The sequence below is a fragment of the Candidatus Izemoplasma sp. genome (genome assembly GCF_982632705.1).
This window is the reverse complement of the sequence record NZ_CEXEES010000026.1, coordinates 1-22,833: the sequence shown is the minus strand read 5'-3', so window position 1 is coordinate 22,833 and position 22,833 is coordinate 1. Positions and strand designations below refer to the sequence as shown.

Here is a 22,833-nt window from a genome sequence, read left to right as displayed (position 1 = left end):
TAATTATACACTGATTACGCCAATTTGAAACGACAAATATGTCTTAATAAAAAAAGCGCTAAACAGCGCTTTTTAATCTACTCTTAATGCATCTACAGGATTCTTCTTAGAAGCGATTCTAGAAGGAATTAAACCACCTATGAATGTTAAGAATGTTGATGCCAATACTAATAATATCAAATGGATAACATTTACTTGTGCAACTGTGCTTAAAGATTCATCGAAACTTGAGGCAATTGCGTTAATAGGGAATGTTAATAAGAACGTAATTGTTATTCCTAGTAATCCAGCAAAAGCTCCAATTATTATGCTTTCAGCATTGAATACTCGCGAAATATCTTTTCTTCTTCCACCAAGAGACCTGATAATACCAATCTCTTTTGTTCTTTCTAATACACTTATATAGATAATAACTCCTATCATAATACTCGAAACAATCAATGATATTGAAGCAAATGCACTTAACACAACACTAATTGAAGTAATCAATGTTCCTAAAGTATCACCAATTGCTTCAGCTAAATCTGTTTCAAAAATCTTAGAATCCATATCTTGATCTACATTATACAATGCAATGTGATCCTTGATTGCATCTTTGTGTTCAACACTATCAGTAAAGATTTGAATTAAGAACGGATCAGTAGTATTACAACCGATAAAACTTAAAAGCATTTCCTTCTCATCTTCAGTTAATACCGAAGTATCAAAAACACTATTCATTTGGCCGTCTTGTATTGTACATATAGTTGAATTTGAGTTTATTTCATGCAATTCATCTTTAAGTGAGTACAAATATTTAATACCCAGACTTCCAAATTCAAGTGCGTTGTCATTTGCCTGGATAACACCAACTATAGTTACTTCAACAGCATTATCAACTACATCATCAAGTCCATTGAAATTCGGTAGAAATAAACCAAACTGTTCAACATAGAAATCGTCATTCTTTCCAAGATATAGTTTTTCTCCAATTACATCATCTAAATGTATTGTAACTGAAGTATCGAACCCAAGAGCTTCCATAACTTCTTTCTCAATTACATTCCACTCATCAACTATAAGTACTACTTCATACTTATTCGTTGGATAAGATCCTGCTTGTAATGTATAAAATTCGCTAATCTGATCGTCAGGGACAATAAAACTACTAAATCCAACTTGTCCAAGATCTACCACTTCAGCAGCACCACTAATATCAGATAATATTACAGGTACGTAACCATACTCATAATGAATATTCGAATACACTTCTGAAGGAAGTGCTTCAAGATGCGTTATGAAATCCTCAGTAAATACATTTCTATGTACTAAATCTGATGGGTCATATACTACAATCTCATCATCATCGTAATCGGATGGTACAAACGTAGTAGCTCCTGCTTGATCAAAACCAACCTGCATTTCTTCTCTACCTATCAATATAGGCAACCCGACCAATTGGTCTCTTTCAATAGCATCTATTTCTTTACTAAATCCATTACTAATTGATAATACAAGTCCAACACCAATGATTCCAACACTGGCGGCTAGAGCGGTAATAACCGTCCTTAGTTTTTTTGTTCTTAAGTTGTTAAATGATAGCTTTAATGCCGTCATAAAATTCATAGCTGTTTTTCTTGGTTTGTATTCTCTATCTTGATCAACAACATTTTCTTCTGATGTTGTGTCTTTTATTACTTCACCATCAAGTAGTTCAACGATTCTTGTTGAATACTCCTCAGCGTACATTCTTGCATGTGTAACCATAATTACAAGTTTATCTTTCCCGATTTCTTTTATCAAAGATAGAATCTCATGAGCAGTTTTACTATCTAATGCCCCTGTCGGTTCATCGGCAAGGATAATATCCGGATCATTTACAAGAGCTCTAGCAATTGCGACTCTTTGTTTTTCTCCACCTGATAATTTAGTTGGACGTTTATGTAATTGCTTTTCAAGTCCAACTCGTTTTAAAACCTCAATTGCCTTCTTTTTTCGTTCAGAAAGACCAACACCTGATAGTGTTAATCCTAATTCTACATTATCTAAGACTGATAAATGATTTATCAAGTTATAACTTTGAAAAACAAATCCTACACTATTATTTCTATATGCATCCCAGTTCTTCTCTTTAAACTCTTTTGTTGATGTATTGTTTATTAACAAATCTCCAGTTGTATATCTGTCTAATCCACCAATAATATTTAAAGTTGTTGTTTTCCCACAACCACTTGGTCCAAGGATTGCGACAAACTCACCTTTATTAAATGTCAAACTTACATCATTAACTGCACGGAACATTGTATCTCCCGTTTTATAATCTTTTACTATATTCTTTAATTCAAGCATATAATCACCTCTTTAACATTATACTCCTATTTTGTAAAGATTACGAATAAAACGACTGTATAAAAAAAGCGCAAAATTGCGCTTTTAATTATAACTCTACTTCGTAACCTTTAGACTCAATGATACTAACAACATCACTTTCAGCTTTTCCGTTAAGTTCAACTTCAACGATTTTGTTTTCTAAATCAATGTTTACATTATCAAATCCATTTGCCTGTAATTCTTTTTCAATTGTCATTTTACAATGTCCACATGTCATATTAGATACTTTAACTTTCATCATTTGTCCTCCTTCTTTTATAGTTTCTGATTTAAAATCAGGTAATTTATATGTTTTTAAACGCAATGCGTTTAGTACTACCATTATACTACTGAATGCCATAGCTACAGCAGCTAAAGCCATAGATAAGTTTCCAGTTGCCGCCATTGGAATTGCTATTAAGTTATAGCTGAATGCCCATCCAAAGTTTTGGTAAATATTTCTTAATGTTGCTTTTGACATATCTATTGCCTTTATAACCAAACCAAGATCATAACTCATCAAAGTTACATCACTACTATCAATTGCGATATCAGTCCCATGTCCCATTGCGAATCCAACATCCGCAAGTTTTAAAGCGGGTGCATCATTGATTCCGTCTCCAACAAATGCGGTTACTTTTCCAGTCTGTTTGATTTCTTCAACAATACTTGCTTTTTCTTGAGGTAACACTTCTGCGTATACATGTTCAATACCAAGTTCTTTAGCTATAGCGTGAGCTACAACTTTATTATCACCTGTGATCATATACGGTTCCAGACCTCTAAGTTTCATTTCCTTAATAACAATTGGAGTGGTATCTTTGATCTCATCTCTAACTGCATACATTGCTTTTATATCACTATCAATAACTACAAAGTTAACAGTTTTAGCTTCACTTAATAATTTATTGTAGTCTTCTTCAAAAGTAGATACTTGAATTCCCAACTCTTTTAATACCTTGATTGATCCAACATATACTTCTTTATTATCTATAGTAGCTTTGATTCCTTTTCCTTCAAGGGTATCAAAGTTGTTTACTTTTAAATACTTGGCATCTTTGTCCTCACAGTATGCTTGTACAGCGATACTAATAGGATGAGTTGATTCTTTTTCAATTGAATATAAGTAATCAATTACTGATTTATCACCAATATAATCTGTTACAGAAGGTTTTCCTTCTGTCAGTGTACCTGTTTTATCAAATGCAATAGCCTGTATCTTATTGGCTAATTCAAAGAATTCTCCACCTTTATATAATATGTGGTTCTGAGCTGCTTTCCCATTTCCTACTAGAATGCTTGTTGGTGTTGCTAGACCAAGAGCACACGGACAACTAATTACTAATATAGCAATCGTTGTAGTAAATGAATATGTGAACGAATCACTTAGTATAGCGAAATGAATAATGAAGTTTATGATCGCAATACTTACAACTCCAGGTACAAACCAAGATGCAATCTTATCAGCTGTTCTTTGAATTGGTGGTTTTTCAGCACTTGCCTCTTCAACATATGATACTATTTGAGATAATAATGTATCGCTACCAATTTTAGTAGCTTCAATTACTATTCTTTGTCTTAGATTCATTGTTGCTCCAATAACATTATCTTTCACGGTTTTTTCTACCGGCACACTTTCACCGGTAATCATTGATTCGTCTATAAATGATTTACCTTCAACGATTCTTCCATCAACAGGTATCTTCTCATTACCAAGAACAATTATGTGATCTCCGAGGTATACTTCGTCTATGTCAATCATTTCCTCAACACCATCTTTGATTACTCTTGCTTCTTTTGCTCCTAAGTTCATTAACTCCACAAGAGCGTCAGTAGTTCTTTCTTTTGCAAGATGTTCAATGTAGTTACCAATTAATACCATCGTGATGATTAATGCACTGATTTCAAAGAAATACTCATGATTGTGAATCCCAGCTACCCATAGTGTTTGATATAGTAAATACATACTATAAACATATGCGCTTGTTGTACCAAGTACAACAAGGATGTCCATCCCTAGACTTTTCTTTCTAATTCCATGATATGCACCAATATAAAACCTTCTACCTATATAGAACTGAACAACACCGGCTACTATTAATTGGAATCTTCCATCCATTAATAGTTTAGGTACATCTAACCAGGATGTAATCTCTAGATGTCCAAACATTGCCCATAATAATGGAATACTAAAAAAAACTGCTATATATATTTCTCTTCTCATTTTTACTCTTAGTTTTTTATTATCTTCTAATGTTTCCTCTAAAACTGGAACATAACCTATCTCTTTTACAATACCAGCTATCTCTACCAAAGAATATTTATTCTCATCATAAGAGAACAATACCTTACCAGCTCCAACATTTACTTTTGCTTCAATACCTTCATAATTCACGAAGGTGTTTATAATGGTCTTAGCGCACATTGCACAAGTCATTCCATCTACTCTCATTGATTTCTTAATCATCAATTTGCCTCGTTTCTAAATATATTACAAACATAAATACTTTGATCTTTCACATCTTCATGTTTTAAAAACTCATCATAATCATTCTTTAACACTGTTTCTTGGAGCTTAAGCTCTCTTATATGTTCAACTAAATGACTGTTCTTCATAAACTCATCTGAAAGATAGTAAAAAGCTCGTTGCTTATCTTTTCTTGAATCAACAATTCCAGCTTCTTTTAAACTATTTAAGTTCTTAGATATATTTACCTGTTTGATAAGTAGAATCTCTTCTAATTCACAAACGCATAATTCATTCTCCAGTAAAAGACTTACCAATCTTAGTTTTGTCTCATTACTAATTGTCTTCAGATACTGTATACTTTTCATAGTATCACCTCAAACGTATATTACCATTTCGTTATATTCCGTGCAAGGAATATACAAACTTTATGTTTAAGAAAACACTTTTATAAACAAACCTATTGACAATATGCTGTATTGTTTGTATACTAACTATCGGTTTGGAGGTGTAATATATGGCTTACACAGTAAACGTAATAGAAGAGAAATGCATTGGTTGTAGTATTTGTACGCGTATTTGCCCGACAGGTACTCTTAAAATGGACAAAGATTCCAAAAAGGCATATAATACAGGTATCTTTTGTGATAATGCTTGGGGCTGTTTATATGCATGTCCAACAAAAGCATTGAATATAGTGGAGGTAAACTCAGATGAAACAACTGGATAGTATTAAGGAAATAGAAAACGTTATTCAAGAAGATTTAGTAATGATCATTGCGAAATCACATACATGTTCAGCATGTAAATCTGTACAGTTCACACTAGAGAGTAATGTAAAGAACTTAAATAAGATAGATATATCAACTGTTTACATAGATGATGTAGATGAATTTAGAGGGAAACACTTAATATTCAGTGTACCTACTGTCCTTATTTTTAGTAAAGGGAAAGAATTACTAAGAGAGAGCAGATATATTAACTACAGCAAAGTAGAAAGACTAATCGAAATGTTCCAATAAAAAACCTAGCAAATTATGCTAGGTTTTATTTTGTTATATCATGAAAACTAAAAACATTAGTGCTACAAATCCAAAAAGTATCCTCAAAGTCATAATCACATGCTTTTTTGAAGTATCCATATCAACATCTGGAAGTTCCCAGTTTGATGGATTAGTATTTTGGTTTATAAATTTTGCAAGTACACCTATCTCATAGTATAGATAGTATATTGCCCATACAATTAAACTCCCACCAAATACCAACAAGAAGTTACTTTGAGTCTCCATATTTTCTCCAAATATCATCATCAGATTAACAAGTACAATCATCAGTACAAAATATATTACCATTTCTACAAAGATAGAATACACTCTTACCCACGAGGTATCTGAATAATATGCTGTAGTATAAAACTTGAACAATTTCTGCTCGTCATATATATCAAGTTCTCTTTTATCACACTGTTCTTTTAATAAATAAACAAATTCATGAATACCCTCTAAGACAACAGTAATTCTAATTTTGGTCTTCTTATCTTTAACAATTGTAAAAAAACCTCCGAGGTTTCTAACTGCAGCTGTATTGATTTCTTGAATATCCTCATATCGTATCACGAAATCTTTAGATGAATTCTTATAATGTATTCCTGTCTCTGTTAAAGTGATCTCAGTTGTAGCCATTCTATAAATCAATAGACCTATTAATCCAAAATAAACGATCATGAATAAACCAAGATAATATCCAAATCCATCTGAGTCGTTTATTACACCCGATAACTCTAACAAGATAAACATAATACCTATTGCCATAAATACAAATGAAAAGTATTTCATCTTTCTTATATGTTTCCTATATATAAATGTCTTGTTCATAATACACCTCTCTTCCTTTTACATTATACCAAAGATAATGATTTTTCTTATGAAATCTTATGATATAATATAATAGAGGTGATGCATGGATGAGAAAAGAGTTAAAGTTAAGCATTCTAGTTGTCCTTGGGATATTAGGGCCAGTACTTACAATCGGAATGTTACTTCCTTTCCAAGCACAATATGGAAGTAATGGAGATTTCTTATATAATCTAACTGTTATATTACCATTTATGTTTGGGTTTATATTTCCAATTATAATATTAAAAGAACGAGATGAAGATTTTTACTTATTTATCATCTCAATAATCATTATAGCTTATACTGCTCTACAGCTTATAATACTAATGTTTAACGATTATTCATTCGACTCTTTAAACACAGTATTCATAGGTTATCTTGGAATAGCTGTCTTAATATCACTTATAGTAATATCTATACTATCCCATAAAGATTTTGGAATCTCAAAAAATTTTATGATTACAATTATAGTGTTTGGGTTTATACTGTTAACACAAAATAGGGCAATAATGTTTTACTTATACGAGAAGACATATGATATGACAATGATACATACTTTTATTTGGATGCTTGTTAGTCAACAGTTTTTGTTTAAAGAGGCTGTTATTATAATCATTCAATTGGTATTCATTGATCAACTGCTTAGAAAATGAGGTATAGAATATGAAAATGGCATTAATAGCACATGATAAAAAGAAAGATGAAATGATCGCTTTCTGCAAGAAACATGTTGAAGAATTAAGGAACCATCAATTATTTGCGACTGGAACAACAGGGCATATAATAATGAAAGAAACAGGATTAATCATACACTGTTTTAGATCAGGACCACTTGGTGGAGATCAAGAAATAGGAGCTAGAGTAGCTAACGGAGATATCGATATTATAGTGTTCTTCAGAGACCCTTTAACTGCACAGCCACATGAACCAGATGTTTCTGCTTTATTTAGGTTAGCGGATGTTTATAAAATACCGCTTGCTTCAAATACTAATACAGCAGAATTATTCTTTCAAACACTTAAATAAAAAAGGATGCAAAGTTGCATCCTTTTTATATATCATACTTTTTAAATTTCAATATACTAACCAAAATCAATATTGTACTAAGTGATACAAGCACAAGCGTGAATGGTAACATTGTATTCATTTCTGTTGAACTTCTAATTAATTCCACACTTCTTTGAGTTACTCTACCAGGTAAATAATCTAATACACCTTTTGAAAATGCTCCAAGTATACTAAATACTATATAAACCACAAAAGTCATTATATTTGCTCCTGCGTATGATTTCATAAACATTGCCATGAACATCGAAACAGAAAGAATAAATATTGTATACACAAAATATATTAGTGTAATGTTTAATACTAACATTATATCAACAGTACCAAAAAGATAATAGGTGTATAACGAGAATACAATTCCACTAGCAACTAGTGAACTAATGATTAGAATTGAGAAAGCTGATAATTTAGAGATCAAATAATTTGATCTTTTTATAGGCTTGCTTAACACTAGTGGTAGTTCTCCTTTGTTTTTTTGTTTCATAAACAAAGATACTCCTACAAATATTGTTACGAACAAGAATATATCGAATAGGTTCCCTATGTATTGTAAATAACTATCACTTACCGTTACCTCTGGCAACCCCAAATTAATTCCTTCTGCACCAAGTAAAGCTTCTAGTATCTCAGGCATGTATTTTGCTGTAACCGGAGATAATATTGCAAAGAAGATTCCAATTGCTGGAAAAACTATAAACTTAGAAGTTCTCTTTAAGAGAATTAAATCATATTTCATCAATGTTTTCATTTTGTTTCCTCAATGAATATTTCTTCAATAGATTTATTTTGTTGTTTTAGAGCTTTTACTTCAAGTTTAAGTCTTGCTAGTTCACTGATTAAATCAGAAGATTTTATATCTTCTTTTAATTTTATAGTTATAACATTCTCATTTTGTGCAATACTCTCATAAATCTTTTCATCAATATATGATGCTTCATCACCGAAGTCATTATCAATAAGAACTTTATATTCGTTTGATGAAAATTTCGATTGTAGATTACCAATTGTATCTTCAAGCACCAATTCTCCTTGATGAAGAATACCAATTCTATCACATACCTTTTCAACATCATCAAGTATATGTGTTGAGTAAAATATGGTCTTGTTTCCTTTTAGTTCTTTGATTATATCCATTACGTCTTTTCTACCTTTTGGATCTAAAGCACTTGTTGGTTCATCCATAATAAGTATTTCAGGATCATGAATCAATGCTTGTGCGATTGCGAGTCTCTGCTTCATACCTCTTGAATATGTATGGATTCTCTTATTTGTTGTACCTAATGAAACAAAGTCCAAAGTGCTTTGGATTAATTGTTTATCGTAAACTTTACCAAATAGTTCTAATGTGTATTTTAAGTATTCTTTAGCATTCATATGTTTTGGAAACATTGGTACATCTGGAACAAATCCGATGTGAGATTTATATGCTTGATTTGTGTATTCAATCGTTTCATCTAATATATTTATCTCACCAGAGTCCTTTTGAATCAAAGACATAATTAAATTTATTGTTGTTGTTTTCCCTGCTCCATTCATACCAATAAAACCATATACTTCGCCCTTTTTAATATCTAAAGATAAATTCTTTAGTACAAGATGCTTGTTATATGATTTATTTAATGAATTGATTTGAATAGCACTCACTCTTCTTTACCTGCTACTAAATATACAATCCATGCAAGGTTTACAACTGCAACAATGATTATCCAAACAACTGGTTTGAACCATCTTGTTTTGATTTCTTTTTCTTCAAGTTTAACAATATCAATAATTGCATATACTCGTAATCCAAGTTCAATAATTACAATTGGGATAAGTATTGGTAATAATTCAAGTATTAACTCCATTAGATTCCCTCCCTAGTAAAAGGTTTGTCGACTTGTCCGTTTCTACCTTGATTCCCTGAAATTAGATACAAAATCCCTGTCACAGTATTGAAGAATAACTGAATAATTCCCCAAACGAACTGATATGTATACACTTTTCTTGCTTTTTCAGGTGTGTACTTCTCTTTATATAGACCGCTAAACAAAATATAATTCACTATAAAGATAATGAATCCAATAATTGCCATTACTATCAAAAATCCTTTTACATATGGCCCAATCAACTCAATAAAATCTAATTCACCAGGAGTTGTAGTTGGATCTAAATCTAAAAATATGTCTCTATTCCAAAAATGCTCAAATAGAAAATAAGCCAATACAGCACCAGATGCTGATAGAAATTCTAGAACTAGTCCAATTTTTGTTAAAATTCTTGGAGTTCTCTCCATTGTATGGTTCATTGTTAATCTACTACTACTGCAGTTCCATAAGCAATGATTTCTGCAGCACCACCCATAATTGTTGAAGATTGCAATCTAAATCCGATAATCGCATTTGCTCCTAGTGCTTCAGCGTCTTGCAACAAACGTTCAGTTGCTATTTTTCTAGCTTCATTCATCATTTCTGAATATCCCTTAACTTCTCCCCCAACTAAAGATCGTAAACTTGCCATAATATCTTTTCCAATATGTTTTGTCTGTACTATAGAACCTTTAACATAACCTAAAACTTTTACTATTTCTCTTCCAGGTACCTCATTTATAGTCATTAACATTTCTCTATTTATCATTTATTTGTCCTCCTTATATTTATATACCCTGATTATACAACGGTTACTCGCCATATTCAAGAAAATTATTTTTTATTATTTAATATCCCAAAAAGTATAGAAAAAAAGCTGGATTCGAAATCCGACTTCCATTCTAAGTAGAATATAAAATTTTAGAAGTTTCTAAAAACTTATATCTGTCGCGCTTTGCACAACATAAACTATAATATATGAAATCATTTGTTTTGTAAACAAGAATTCAATAAATACAAAAAAAAGACCCTAAGGTCTTTATATGCTTGTTATTTAACTGTTTTGTTTTTCTTTGTTGTAGCTTTTTTAACAAGAATTGCTTGTTCGATTTTAATCATATCGAACATTGTGTCAACTGATAAACTTGAAAAAGACATCCTTATACCTCCGTGTACTATGATTTTTTAGCCTTCTAAAATTGTTCTATATCGTGTGAAAATTAATGTGTATATTTCCACAACCTTTTCTATTATACATAAAAGAAAATCCTTGTAAAGAGAAATGTTAAAAAAGTTTCAAATTCTTTTATTTAAGCCGTTTTTCATACCTTGATAACGTTTCCACTACTTAGAAAATGCAAATTATTTTAGCGCTATGAAGTGTACAAGTTTTTTTGGATTTTACTTTTTTTATTGTTGTGGGGTATAATATAGTAGCAAGCATTTTATTGATATATATATAACTATTTTAAGACAGGGGAATATCATGAACTTACATAAGCGTGGAGTTATTTGTTCAAAGAGCAAGTTATGGAAGAGAAAAGCAATTTTGAAATCTATTGTGGATTACATGTTGAGCGAAGGATATGAGTTTTTAGAATTGGTTTATGGAGAACCAAATAACTTTGTATTCGCAGATCAATACAATGAAATTGAGCCACTATTAAAACGCAAAGGCTTTTTTGGGATTAGAATAAAATTCAAGAATGAAAACACATTGTTTGAGATTAATTCAAATACAAATGGTGTTGACAATGTTAAATACGATATATACAGTGAGAATGATGAAACATTAAATGACACTGTAGAGCAATTAGAAGCAGTGTCATCTATCATTGGTTCAAGTAATGAAGCCCTAATCAAAAGTGGTGAGTTCCTTGTTAAACAAAGAAAGATTCGAAACATAGTGCTTCTTGTATTGTTACTGATTGGATTGTATTTCCTAAATGTACATATCTTTTTATTCAATTTAGTTTCTGTTGCCTATTCGTTTATACCTTTCTTGTTCCTATTTTTAATCATTGACAGATTCAGACGAAGATAAAAGCTCATTTGAGCTTTTTTTATTTGTCAGAATCATGTTATAATACTGATAATTGTCGGAGGTTTTACAATGAAAAAAACAATTCTTTTATTTATACTGATTTTCTTTATGAGTGGTTGTGGTGAAAATGAAATTCACGTTTCTTTTGACACCGGTACAGATGGGCAATATATAGATTCCATTACCATAGTTGATGGATCCTTTGAATTACCTGATTTAACATTTAGCGATGGGTATGAGCTATTAGGATGGTACTATGATGAGGAATTCAATTCTGAGTATCTTGATTCACATATAATAAAGCAAGATACAACGCTTTTTGCTAAAATTACTCTTGTTTCACATAAGATAACTTACGTTATTGAAGGATACGATGTGTATAGTTTTGAAGAGGTAGTTATTCATGGTGATAATGCAGTAATGGATACTCCGGTGTTAGAAGGCTATACTTTTTATGGCTGGTATGTTGATGAAAGTATGATTTCTTTATCAACTGGTATTAATGTAATAATGGATACTACATTATATGGTGCATTTATTGAAAATGAGCCAGAAGTTGAGATTGACATCGCAATACTTGTAGGACCATCAGGATATGATGAGTCTACTATTTATGAATTAACGTATGAAGGTTCTTTAAATTATGCATCCGAAAATGATAAGACACTTAAATACTATAAACCACTTTCTTTAGACCTAGACGACATGATAGATGTTTCTGAAATAGCAGTATCAGAAGGAGCTGACGTCATTGTACTTCCAGGATTCATGTATGAAAACATAGCATACTATCTACAAGAGAAGTACCCAGATATCACAATCGTTATTATTGATGGTACACCAAATAATTTCTTACTCCTTTCAAGTGATAATCCTGATAATGAAGTTCCTGAATTCTATGTAGGAGATAACACCATTTCTGCTTTGTTTAATCACAATGAACTTGGTTTCCTTGCTGGATATGCTGCGGTAGTAGAAGGCTACACTAATTTAGGTTATATCGGATCCGTAGATATCCCACCAATAAGAAGCTATGGTATTGGATTCATTGCAGGTGCGTATTATGCATCCTATGAGTTAGAGTTAGATATAACCTTTAATGAAGGTACATATGTCTATGAGCCTACGTTTGTAGAAACAGAAACATTACAGGCAAAAGCAGCATTTATGTATTCTATAGGGGTAGATGTGATATTCACAACAACAATGAATGGCGCAAATTCAGTTGTTAAAGCTGCGAATTTTGCAGGAAAACATGTTATAAATGCTGAACTAGATACTATTTATGGACCAAGTAGTTTAGTAACAACAATAATGAAGGGCTACGATACCCTTGTTTATGATTTGCTAGACCAGTATTATAACAACTCACTTCCTACTGGAGATTATACTTACTATGGTGTAGATAATGATGTTGTGTACATAAAAGACGATAATGGTAACCTAGAAGTATTTAAGGACACTATATTCTTAGAAATAACCAATGATATCAAAACCGGTTTAATAGTCATTCCAGACAGTTATGATGCATTAATTAGTTTTCTTGGAGACGACATTAGTAATTTCCGTAGAGAGATCATAGAGACAAATTAAAAAGATAAAACCTAAGTTTTATCTTTTTTTATACTTTATAACACTTGTTCTTTAGAAGGTATAGAGTTACTAGCTCCTTTTGTACTTACACAAATTGAAGCAGCTTTTGTTGCTATCTCTAAGGATTCTGTTATTGTTTTCTTATTCAGCACTGCTCCTATGAAATATCCTAAGAATGTATCTCCTGCGCAAGTTGTATCCTCTACTTCAACTTCTTTTCCATGTACTTTGCTTTTTTTATCTTGATAAATGTATCTTACCCCATCTTCTCCTAGGGTTACAACCAATCTAACACTTGGGTATTCTTTCTTGAATTTCACAATTGATTCTTTAGTCCAATGAATATCCGTAATTTCAGCTAACTCAGCCTTGTTAAGTACCAAATAATCTACTTTACTTATTAACGATGGATTGACTGCACTAGTTATAGGTGAAGGATTGAAAACAACTCTCATTCCTCTTTCTTTTGCTATATCAATGATGTCTTCTACATTGTTAATCTCATTCTGTAAAATAATAAAGTCGCCATCTTTAAACTCTGACAGCACTTTTGTAACGTCTAAAATATCAATCATATGGTTTGAATTTGAAGAAACAACAATGGCATTCTCTCCATTTTTATTCACTTGGATAAATGCCTCCCCCATTTGTTCTTCGAGATGATGTATGTAGTCTTTTTTATAGATATGTTCTTTCATGTGATCTACAACAAATTTGTTATTAGGATTTACATTAGCGTAAAAATATGTATTTTCAAACATATTACTTAATGCAATCGCTTGATTCAATCCTTTTCCCCCAAGATACTTCTTTTGAGAGCTACTAGATATCGTCTCACCATCTTTTACAATCTTTCTAACCTCTAATACTCGATCAATATTAATACTACCAATGACAATAGCTTTCATCAAACCACTCCTTCTATACAATTATAGCACAGATTAAATTCAAGAAATAGAAAACACCCAATTAAAGGTGTTTGTTTTTATTCTTTATATTGATCAATATTGGCTAATAAGTTTTTTGGTATCGTTTTATAGAAATCTTCAATAACGTTGATTACTCTATTAAATTCATCCTTAACAAAGATATCACTCATTTTTAGATATAAGATTTTCTCCTGAGGAACTTGATAATTCTTAAAGATTCTGTCTAGTACTTCATTGTAATTGCGATAGTGAAATTCAAGATACTCTATTTGATCTTGTTCCATTTCACGACCACGTTTTCTGACGTTATTAAATAACTCTTCTTCCTCATTTACTAATACAACATGAATATCTACATCAGGTAATCTTTTTAAATGCTCGTCAGCTATAGCATATGTTAGAGCAACTTCGTACGCTGACATGATTCCTTCTAATCTTAGTAGTTCAGTAAATACTAGGTTTGAAAACAATGTAGAATCAAAAATACAAGATTGTTCATGTCTTGATTTCCACATCAATAAAAATAGTGAAGAGTAAAAAGCGTTTTGGCTTAATAAAGCAAACATTTCCTTATTCTCATAAAATAATGGTAAAAACTCGTTTTTTTCAACTGGTTCTTCAATCAACGGTACATTGTAATGTTCAGATAACAGTTTTGATAAAGTAGATTTTCCTGACCCGATTGGCCCGATAATTCCTATTCTCATTGTATTCTCCTTGTGTATTAAGTATTATTTTTAGATGTCAATTACTCTAAAAAAGATACTAGGATATGATTCCTTATTATATGAAGATTTTAACACAAAACCATAAAAAAAAGGCCACTAATTAGCCTTTTTTATTTTATTTATATTTACGTTATGCCAATTTTCATTAATATAGTTTATGTCATCATCATTGTAGAATTCAGACAAGTTTTTATTCTGTGACTTACAGAACTCTAAATACCTTAGTCTATATTCTATATCTTTAATATCTGTAGTGATTTTACCGTGAGATGGCAAGAACGTATATCCTTTGAATCTATTCAATATGTTAATCAAACCACTGATATGCATATCAAGCGTTCCAGCTACGTATGGTAATACGGGTCTTCCGTCATTCAGTGCTATATAGTCATCTCCTATAAGTAAATGCGTCCCATCAACATCAATCAACATCCCACATTTTGAGTGTCCTTGATTCAAAACCAACTTAAGAACATGATTATCAAACTTTATAGTCATTTCATCTTCTACCAGTATAGTTGGTATCAGTAATTCGTTATCAAGATCATCAAAGAACTCTAATGTCTCTTTATACTCGATGCTACCTATCACTTCTTGCTTAGGTAATTCATTTAATCCATATACATGATCAGGGTGAAAATGGGTGCATATTACATATTTAATCTTATAGTCTTTTAACTCGTTTATCATTTGCTTCATATGTACTTCATACCCAGCATCAAAGACTATACATTCTTTATCACCATATAATACATATATGTTCTGTCCAAGTATCCTTTGCTCGAATGGTTCAAATTGATACATATAAAAATTATCTAACACTTTAATTTTCTTCATAAAACACCTCTATAGTTATTTTCAAATTAATTATAACACACTCATAAAGTTAACATAAATTTATCTTAGCTAATTTATATGCAATAGAGCAAAAATAAAAGAACACTTTCAAAGTGTTCCTTATTTAATTGTTATTTTATTCCTACCTGTATTCTTTGATGAGTACATATACCCATCCGCTCTTTTTATGAGACTTTCACTGCTATCATCAGAAACACACATTGTACCACCAACAGAGATTGTTAGTTTTATGTCTGTATCAGATTTATCAAATCGATAATCTTCGACAATACTTCTCAATTTCTCAGCAATTATTGTTAGATGTTTAACATCTTCAACTTGAATAATCACTAGAAACTCTTCTCCGCCCCATCTTCCAATCACATCATTATTCCTAATGCTTTTTTTAATGATTGATGACAATTCTTTTAAGCATACATCTCCAACGTTGTGGCCGTATGTGTCATTCACATGTTTAAAATGGTCTATATCTACAAATAGTAAACCAAACTCATTATTAAAATCTCTTGCTTGTTTTAATAAGTTTTCAATATGAAAATCTAAATATCTACGATTTGCCACTCCAGTTAGTTCATCATGAGTAAGTAATTCTCTCAATGCATCTGATTTTTCAAATGTAGCTAACTCAAAGTTAATACCCTCTATGTCAAACGTCCCTTCGATTGCATTGAACTGTCTTTCAATATCAATACGCTCAAACAGACTTTTGATTTTTGCGATTAAAACTGATGGCTTGAATGGTTTAGTAACATAATCATCTACTTTCAAAGAAAAGCCTTTTAGAATATCCTCTTCTTCACTCAACGCACTCATTAATATGATTGGGATGTTAGATGTTTCCCGAATAGTCTTTGAGACTTCCCAACCATTTATATTTGGCATCATAATATCCAAACAAACTAAATCAATTTTGTTTTTATGAAATACCTCTAATCCCTTTAACCCATCTAGAGCACTTAAAACGTTGTACCCTTCTTTTCTAAAATATTTTGAAATGATTCTATTAATAGTTGGTTCATCTTCAATGACTAATATCGTTTTCTTGTCCATATGAAACCCTCCTTATAATTAAATCCTTTATCTGTTTTAACTACTCCTCAAGTGGTATCATATCTGGAAATAGCTTATAAACAACATCATCATTAAATACATTATCATATAATTCACCAAGTGGTGTTAACGGTTCAAATCCGTTACTTCTCAAGTTGAATCTAATCAACATCGAAAATGTTACAAACATGTTAAGTGCCATAAACACTATGAGAATTTTGGTTATCATATTCCCAGGTCTTATGGGAAGCCGTTCTATATATTTGCTAATAAATGGGTAGATTACTTTGACAAATAGAACAATAAAAAACCCCCATATCAATGCATAAACAACAGATGTTCTTCCGTGAATATTCAAGAACTGGCCTTCATAACTCCATGATCTTGTACCTATAAATATTTCCTGGGCTAATCCTAGAATATATTCGAATACTCCTCCAAAAACACTACCAATAAGGAATAGTTTTATTGGACTCTTGTATTTGTGGAACAATAATATAGATATGACAAACGCTGCACCATAAAGCGGATTAAATGGTCCAAAGACTACACCTCTTCTACTTTCGTAGTACCCTAATTTAATGAATGCAATTATCTCCTCATAAACTACGCCAAATATTGATCCAATTGTAAAACACCAAACATACTTATAAAATGATAAATCCTTTGCAAATACTCTTGTATTGGTTATATTACTGTTACTCATATTGACACCCCTGACATACACATTATATCATCAATACAAAGAATATAATATTGTTATTAAGGCTAACGATTCCAATCATTCAATAATTTAACTGATCTCATTATTAGCTCTAGTATCCATAATTGACATTTAGACCAAAGTGGTCTATAATGTTGATAAGAGTGGAATCGAGGTGTTATATGAAAAATAATTTTGATAGTATTGATTATTCTAAACAAAAAGAACTTATAAACAACGGTTACAATGAATTCGCAACACAAGAATACAAAAGGTCGTCATTAAATACGATACTTACAAAATCAAAGATTTCAAAAGGTTTTTTCTATCACTACTTCGAAAATAAAGATGATTTCTACAACTATCTAGTGGAACGAAGCATCCACCTAGTTGTAAACAAGTTGAATCAAGAGAACATACTGGATGAACAAGATTACATTCAAAGACTTCAGAGTCAGGCCATTCTTAAATTAGAGTTGGCTGATGAGTTCCCGAACCTATTTTTATTCCTAGCCAAATACTATAAGACAATGTCTCATGAGGACTATATGAAGCTCCTAAATGAAATGACAAGTAATTTTGGACAAAGATTCTTATATGAGAATATAGACTTTTCGTTGTTTAAAGATGATATACCTAAAGACTTAGCTATAAAAGTTATTGGTAGATATAATCATCAAATCTTATTTGAAATTGATCAAATGGATAAAAAGCTTACATTTAATGAAATTATCCAATACTATAAAACTCAATTCGAAGATATTAAAAAAATATTATACAAAAAGGAGAAATAAACATGGATGTTATAAAATTTAATAAACTAACAAAGTATTATGGAGATGTTAAAGGTTGTAAAGATGTAGACTTTTCTGTAAAAGAGGGAGAGATATTTGGGTTCATTGGGCCTAATGGTGCTGGTAAATCTACTACAATCAGAACTATGTTATCTTTAATCTACCCAACAAGTGGTTCTGCTACTATCTTTGGAAAAGACGCCATACTTGATGGTCCTGAGATAAGAAAAGAAATAGGGTACTTACCTTCAGAAATCTTCTATTATGACAAGATGAGAGTAATTGATCTATTAAAATACTCAGCTAGTTTCTATGATAAAGACTGTGAATCAAGAATATATGAGTTAGCAGAAATAATGGAGTTAGATTTAGATCGTAAAATTCAAGACTTATCATATGGTAACAAGAAAAAGGTAGGTATTGTTCAAGGTTTGCTTCATTCACCAAAACTGCTAATCCTTGATGAACCTACTTCAGGTCTAGATCCTTTAATGCAACAAAAATTCTTCAAGCTTATTTCAGAGGAGAATAAAAAAGGTGCAACAGTACTTTTTAGTTCACATATATTAAGTGAAGTTCAACAGCTTTGTGATCGTGTAGCGATCATTAAAGATGGTGAAATCATCAAAATCCAAGATATCCATGCGATGCAGGATGATAATTACAAGAAATTCACAATAAAAGGAACCAGCTTAAATAGTGGTAAATTTAATATCGAAGGTGTTTCAGAGTTAAAATCTACAGATTCTAAAGTTACTTTCTTCTTCAAAGGTGATGTAAACCAAATAGTAAAAATAATAGCTCCACTTACACTAACTGACATATTAGTTGAAGAGCCAACACTAGAAGAAATCTTTATGCATTATTACGAGTAGGTGATGATATGAATATATTTAAATTCGAGATGAAAGGATATGTTAAGTCTATTATAATTTGGACTTCATCAATCATGTTCTTTATGTTCATGTACTTAGCATTCTTTCCTGCAGTAGCAGCGGATCCAGAACCTTTTAATGAGATGATCGCAGCATTTCCACCTGAAATGATGAGATTGTTTGGTATTAATCAGGATCTCCCTATTATGACAATAATGGGATACTATTCTTTAACTATGTCATTTGTATTAATCCCTATCGCAATTCAAGCTTCAAACTACGGATTCAATATCCTTAGTGTTGAGGAACGTGAATTAACTGCGGATTTCCTTTTAACAAAACCAATATCAAGAAAAACAATATATACATCAAAATTTACAGCAGCATTCCTTAGTCTTACAATTACTAATGTCGGTATATGGGTATCATCTTTACTAGCAATTGCTTTATTTAAGGGTTCAGAGAACCCTGAAATGTTCAAAATAATTGTATACCTTTCATCAATTGTATTGTTCCAATTATTCTTCTTAACAGTTGGAATGTTTATATCAATGTTAGTAAAAAAAGTACCAAGTGTTATCAGTTTCTCAATGGGACTAGGATTTGGTATGTTTATCTTAGCATCACTAGGTAAAATGTTATCATCTGAATCATTAGATGTTCTATCTCCATATAATCATTTTGATCCAGGATTCATCTTGATTGATGGTACATACGATTTGATACCTACAATTATCTCAATAACAATTATACTAACATCATTCTTCGGAAGCTATTTCCTCTATCTAAGACGAAATATCGCTTCATTGTAGGGGGTCTATAATGAATATATTTAACAGAGAAATAAAAGCGAATCTTAAAGGATTCTTAATATGGTTTATTTCATTAGGAACATTATTTTTCTTAGCAAGTACCGAATACAGTGTCTTTGCGGAGAATGAAGCGATAGCGGATATGATGAATAACCCTACCTTTGAAATTTTCTTCAGAGCTTTAGGTGTTGACAATATTGATATACTTACACCTGAAGGATATCTAAGCCTTATGTCATTCTACATATATTTACCACTTGGCATTTATGCAGCAATGATTGGTAGTGGAATTATATCAAAAGAAGAGCGAGATAAAACAGCTGAGTATATCTTTACTTTACCAGTTACAAGAAAAAAAGTGTTGTTTAGTAAGCTGCTTGTGGCAATATTCTATAATCTTATGATGACTATAGGGTTACTACTATTTTGTTTCTGGGCATTTGGTAGAATTGCTCCTTCAGATAACTTCGCACCATTTCTAATGAACCTTACAATTGGTGTATTCTTAATCCAAATGATTTATATGTCTATCGGCTTGGTATTATCAAGCATTCTGAAACAGTATAAAAAATCAGGATCAATTACATTAGCAATACTGATTGTTACATTTATGATTAACATGTTAACACAAGTTACAGATAAGATTGATTTCATGAAGTATGTAACACCATTTCAATACTTCAATGTAGGTAACATGTTAAACGGGGTATTCCCACTTGAGTACATAATACTGACAATAATAATCGTTGGTTCTTCAATAACTGGATTGTTTTATTTCTACAATAAAAGAGATTTATATATATAAAAAGGATGCATATTGCATCCTTTTTTTTACGTCGAAGTTTTTCTCCGTAGAAATCCAAAATAAAGAACCAAATCGAATACTAAAACTATTCCGAAGAAATAATACCTTCCAGCAGATGTTGTCCAATACATAAATAATGCACTAGATAAATTAGCGAACCAGTGTAATACTAACATTGGTTTAAACCCACTACTATACTCGTATATAAATGAATAACTAAAAGTTATAAGAACAGTCATCATTGTAAATTCAATGATAGGAATCTCGATTTGAACAGTTCCCTCTAAAAAATGTAATGGTATATGCCACAACCCATGAATCAATCCAATTATTAATGTTGTTAACAATACCCCATACTTCTTTCTAATTGAAGGATGTAAAATCCCCCTCCAACCAAATTCTTCTATAGGGCCTCCAACTACTAAAATGATCAACGCTACAGGAACGATCATTTGAACTGATAAACCTAAAATGAACTCCTCATTGTTCAGTATAACAACCAATATATACCCTATGAAGCTCAAAACAAATGGAGAAACTAGCGCAAACCAGTATATCCATTTCCTAGACTTTGATTTAAACAGATTCTTGATCTCCGAAACATTATTTTTTCCATCATTTCTATTAACAAAAAGAAATCCAACAAGCGGACCTAATATAGCTAGATTTCCAACTAAACCAAATGGTTCAGGAATATAATCTTTTTGACTAAGATAATCTATTCCCCAAAGAGTCCATGAAAACCCAAATGTAACCATCAAATATATCATTATTCTTCTCATATGTTCTACCTCGCGATAAGTTAACTATATAAACATCATAATATAGTGGAAAATTATTATCAATAATGGTGCACTACAGAATTAATCAATATGTTCTGTTTTGTTGGGACCTATCCACTTGAAACTAACTATAACTCAAAAAAGCCAACACAAATACTTCATTTGTGTTGGCTTTACATTATATAAGACAAATTAATCTCATGGTGGAAAAGCCACCCTTTAATAATGAATCACTTAGTTTTCTTAGACTCTCTAGCAGTTGCTTTCAACGTTTCTGAGATTATATTATACACATCGTAGTCTCTTAGTACATTTAACCCAGCTTCAGTAGTACCACCTGGAGTTGCAATCTTTCCTATCAGTTCTTTTGGCTTCAATGCCGATTCTTGAAGTAATTTTGCAGACATTATCATTGTTTCTGATACCATCTTTATTGAATCCTCATATGTAAAATTATTCGTCAAACCATAATTAATCATAGAATCCATTATCTCTAAGTAAAATGCTGGTGCTGAACCACACAATGCTGTAAATTCATCAAAACTATCTTCATTAATCTCTACTGCTTTACCAAATGAGTTCAGAAAAGTTTCAATAACCTTAAATTGATTCTCAGATACATCCTTATTAACACAATATGATGTTATGCTTCTTCCTATCATTGCACCAATATTAGGCATAGTTCTCACAATCGTAACATCTTTTTTTGCTAAAAGCTCCAGTTTGTCCAAAGTAATCCCAACTGCAACCGAGAATAAAACATGATTAGTTAACACTTTAGATAACTCATCAAATACAGTTTCTAAGTCTTGGGGTCTAACTGCTAAAACTATCACATCACACTTTGAAGCAATATCAGTTATACTGCTTGCTACATTAACACCATAATCTTCACTTAGTTTTAAAGTCTTATCCGTGTCAATATCATACAAATAAACTGATTTTGAATGTTGATGTTCACTTTCAACAAGTGACTCAAATATAGCTGTAGCCATATTTCCTACTCCGATAATTCCAATCTTCATATTCATACAATCATCTCCGTCTATACTTTTAATTTAACTCTTTATACTCTATGTGAGTATAACACGATTAACAACAAAACTAACAAGACTATTTTTTGCATACAAAAACCGAGAATCCATATAAAGTATAAGAATACTTATAAATTCTCGGTAACGTGTTCAAATGGTGGAGAATACTGGGCTCGAACCAGTGACCCCTTGCTTGTAAGGCA

At 31.3% G+C, this 22,833-nt stretch carries 26 protein-coding genes; 10 read left to right on the top strand and 16 right to left on the bottom strand.

The window, feature by feature from the left end:
* Nucleotides 1-72: 72 nt before the first annotated feature.
* From AC2LE6_RS05065 to AC2LE6_RS05055, 3 genes are all read right to left on the bottom strand, one after another.
* Complete coding sequence (locus AC2LE6_RS05065; protein WP_484478173.1) at nt 73-2,328, bottom strand: ABC transporter ATP-binding protein/permease; 2,256 nt, start codon at nt 2,326-2,328, stop codon at nt 73-75.
* Between the two features lie 88 nt (nt 2,329-2,416).
* Nucleotides 2,417-4,816, bottom strand: coding sequence for a heavy metal translocating P-type ATPase (locus tag AC2LE6_RS05060; RefSeq protein WP_484478172.1), 2,400 nt, complete (start codon nt 4,814-4,816; stop codon nt 2,417-2,419).
* Nucleotides 4,816-5,184, bottom strand: a complete 369-nt coding sequence (locus AC2LE6_RS05055; protein WP_484478171.1) for an ArsR/SmtB family transcription factor — start codon at nt 5,182-5,184, stop codon at nt 4,816-4,818. The genes AC2LE6_RS05060 and AC2LE6_RS05055 overlap by 1 nt, the downstream gene beginning before the upstream one ends.
* A gap of 149 nt (nt 5,185-5,333) precedes the next feature.
* On the opposite strand from AC2LE6_RS05055, the gene AC2LE6_RS05050 reads away from it, so the two are divergent.
* Nucleotides 5,334-5,546 (top strand): 4Fe-4S dicluster domain-containing protein, encoded by a 213-nt coding sequence (locus tag AC2LE6_RS05050; RefSeq protein WP_484478170.1) that lies wholly within the window; start codon nt 5,334-5,336, stop codon nt 5,544-5,546.
* Nucleotides 5,530-5,838: a thioredoxin family protein gene (locus AC2LE6_RS05045; RefSeq protein ID WP_484478169.1), complete on the top strand. Its 309-nt coding sequence runs from the start codon at nt 5,530-5,532 to the stop codon at nt 5,836-5,838. The genes AC2LE6_RS05050 and AC2LE6_RS05045 overlap by 17 nt, the downstream gene beginning before the upstream one ends.
* Nucleotides 5,839-5,871: 33 nt before the next feature.
* On the opposite strand, the gene AC2LE6_RS05040 is transcribed toward AC2LE6_RS05045, so the two are convergent.
* Nucleotides 5,872-6,690: a hypothetical protein gene (locus tag AC2LE6_RS05040; protein ID WP_484478168.1), complete on the bottom strand. Its 819-nt coding sequence runs from the start codon at nt 6,688-6,690 to the stop codon at nt 5,872-5,874.
* 89 nt (nt 6,691-6,779) lie between these two features.
* On the opposite strand from AC2LE6_RS05040, the gene AC2LE6_RS05035 reads away from it, so the two are divergent.
* Nucleotides 6,780-7,364, top strand: coding sequence for a hypothetical protein (locus tag AC2LE6_RS05035; RefSeq protein WP_484478167.1), 585 nt, complete (start codon nt 6,780-6,782; stop codon nt 7,362-7,364).
* A 10-nt stretch (nt 7,365-7,374) separates the two neighbouring features.
* Complete coding sequence (locus tag AC2LE6_RS05030) at nt 7,375-7,737, top strand: methylglyoxal synthase (protein WP_484478166.1); 363 nt, start codon at nt 7,375-7,377, stop codon at nt 7,735-7,737.
* Nucleotides 7,738-7,762: 25 nt separating this feature from the next.
* Here the strand turns inward: AC2LE6_RS05030 and AC2LE6_RS05025 are convergent, their stop codons facing one another.
* The 5 genes from AC2LE6_RS05025 to AC2LE6_RS05005 are packed head-to-tail and all read right to left on the bottom strand — an operon-like array spanning nt 7,763 to nt 10,392.
* Entirely contained in the window at nt 7,763-8,524 is a 762-nt protein-coding gene (locus tag AC2LE6_RS05025) for an ABC transporter permease (RefSeq protein ID WP_484478165.1), read from the bottom strand.
* Entirely contained in the window at nt 8,521-9,420 is a 900-nt protein-coding gene (locus AC2LE6_RS05020; RefSeq protein WP_484478164.1) for an ABC transporter ATP-binding protein, read from the bottom strand. The genes AC2LE6_RS05025 and AC2LE6_RS05020 overlap by 4 nt, the downstream gene beginning before the upstream one ends.
* A complete protein-coding gene (locus tag AC2LE6_RS05015; protein ID WP_484478163.1) occupies nt 9,417-9,623 on the bottom strand; it encodes a hypothetical protein in 207 nt (68 codons plus the stop codon). The genes AC2LE6_RS05020 and AC2LE6_RS05015 overlap by 4 nt, the downstream gene beginning before the upstream one ends.
* Nucleotides 9,623-10,063: a hypothetical protein gene (locus AC2LE6_RS05010; protein WP_484478162.1), complete on the bottom strand. Its 441-nt coding sequence runs from the start codon at nt 10,061-10,063 to the stop codon at nt 9,623-9,625. The genes AC2LE6_RS05015 and AC2LE6_RS05010 overlap by 1 nt, the downstream gene beginning before the upstream one ends.
* Before the next feature lie 2 nt (nt 10,064-10,065).
* On the bottom strand, nt 10,066-10,392 hold the full coding sequence (locus AC2LE6_RS05005; RefSeq protein WP_484478161.1) for a YbjQ family protein: 327 nt from the start codon (nt 10,390-10,392) through the stop codon (nt 10,066-10,068).
* Between the two features lie 717 nt (nt 10,393-11,109).
* Between AC2LE6_RS05005 and AC2LE6_RS05000 the strand changes: the two genes are divergently transcribed.
* On the top strand, nt 11,110-11,667 hold the full coding sequence (locus AC2LE6_RS05000) for a hypothetical protein (protein WP_484478160.1): 558 nt from the start codon (nt 11,110-11,112) through the stop codon (nt 11,665-11,667).
* Nucleotides 11,668-11,736: 69 nt separating this feature from the next.
* Nucleotides 11,737-13,260: a BMP family ABC transporter substrate-binding protein gene (locus AC2LE6_RS04995; protein WP_484478159.1), complete on the top strand. Its 1,524-nt coding sequence runs from the start codon at nt 11,737-11,739 to the stop codon at nt 13,258-13,260.
* Nucleotides 13,261-13,295: 35 nt separating this feature from the next.
* Here the strand turns inward: AC2LE6_RS04995 and AC2LE6_RS04990 are convergent, their stop codons facing one another.
* The 5 genes from AC2LE6_RS04990 to AC2LE6_RS04970 all read right to left on the bottom strand — a co-directional run bounded on the left by AC2LE6_RS04990 (nt 13,296) and on the right by AC2LE6_RS04970 (nt 17,531).
* Nucleotides 13,296-14,168 (bottom strand): ribokinase, encoded by an 873-nt coding sequence (locus AC2LE6_RS04990; protein WP_484478158.1) that lies wholly within the window; start codon nt 14,166-14,168, stop codon nt 13,296-13,298.
* Nucleotides 14,169-14,245: 77 nt separating this feature from the next.
* Entirely contained in the window at nt 14,246-14,896 is a 651-nt protein-coding gene (locus AC2LE6_RS04985) for a deoxynucleoside kinase (protein WP_484478157.1), read from the bottom strand.
* Nucleotides 14,897-15,013: 117 nt separating this feature from the next.
* Nucleotides 15,014-15,754 (bottom strand): MBL fold metallo-hydrolase, encoded by a 741-nt coding sequence (locus AC2LE6_RS04980; protein WP_484478156.1) that lies wholly within the window; start codon nt 15,752-15,754, stop codon nt 15,014-15,016.
* Nucleotides 15,755-15,874: 120 nt separating this feature from the next.
* On the bottom strand, nt 15,875-16,825 hold the full coding sequence (locus AC2LE6_RS04975) for a diguanylate cyclase (RefSeq protein WP_484478155.1): 951 nt from the start codon (nt 16,823-16,825) through the stop codon (nt 15,875-15,877).
* A gap of 40 nt (nt 16,826-16,865) precedes the next feature.
* Nucleotides 16,866-17,531, bottom strand: a complete 666-nt coding sequence (locus AC2LE6_RS04970; protein WP_484478154.1) for a putative ABC transporter permease — start codon at nt 17,529-17,531, stop codon at nt 16,866-16,868.
* Between the two features lie 179 nt (nt 17,532-17,710).
* On the opposite strand from AC2LE6_RS04970, the gene AC2LE6_RS04965 reads away from it, so the two are divergent.
* From AC2LE6_RS04965 to AC2LE6_RS04950, 4 genes are read left to right on the top strand one after another with little or no spacing between them, the layout of a single operon-like run.
* On the top strand, nt 17,711-18,322 hold the full coding sequence (locus AC2LE6_RS04965; RefSeq protein WP_484478153.1) for a TetR/AcrR family transcriptional regulator: 612 nt from the start codon (nt 17,711-17,713) through the stop codon (nt 18,320-18,322).
* A 2-nt stretch (nt 18,323-18,324) separates the two neighbouring features.
* Complete coding sequence (locus tag AC2LE6_RS04960; RefSeq protein ID WP_484478152.1) at nt 18,325-19,197, top strand: ABC transporter ATP-binding protein; 873 nt, start codon at nt 18,325-18,327, stop codon at nt 19,195-19,197.
* A gap of 8 nt (nt 19,198-19,205) precedes the next feature.
* Nucleotides 19,206-20,009 carry an ABC transporter permease subunit gene (locus tag AC2LE6_RS04955; protein ID WP_484478151.1) on the top strand — a complete coding sequence of 268 codons (804 nt, stop codon included), beginning with the start codon at nt 19,206-19,208 and terminating at the stop codon, nt 20,007-20,009.
* 10 nt (nt 20,010-20,019) lie between these two features.
* Nucleotides 20,020-20,814, top strand: coding sequence for an ABC transporter permease subunit (locus AC2LE6_RS04950; protein ID WP_484478150.1), 795 nt, complete (start codon nt 20,020-20,022; stop codon nt 20,812-20,814).
* 26 nt (nt 20,815-20,840) lie between these two features.
* Here AC2LE6_RS04950 and AC2LE6_RS04945 read toward each other — a convergent pair whose 3' ends face one another.
* The gene (locus tag AC2LE6_RS04945; protein WP_484478149.1) at nt 20,841-21,596 is read right to left on the bottom strand and encodes a CPBP family intramembrane glutamic endopeptidase; all 756 of its coding nucleotides are present in this window, start codon (nt 21,594-21,596) and stop codon (nt 20,841-20,843) included.
* A 230-nt stretch (nt 21,597-21,826) separates the two neighbouring features.
* A complete protein-coding gene (gene proC / locus AC2LE6_RS04940; RefSeq protein ID WP_484478148.1) occupies nt 21,827-22,627 on the bottom strand; it encodes a pyrroline-5-carboxylate reductase in 801 nt (266 codons plus the stop codon).
* Between the last annotated feature and the right edge of the window lie 206 nt (nt 22,628-22,833).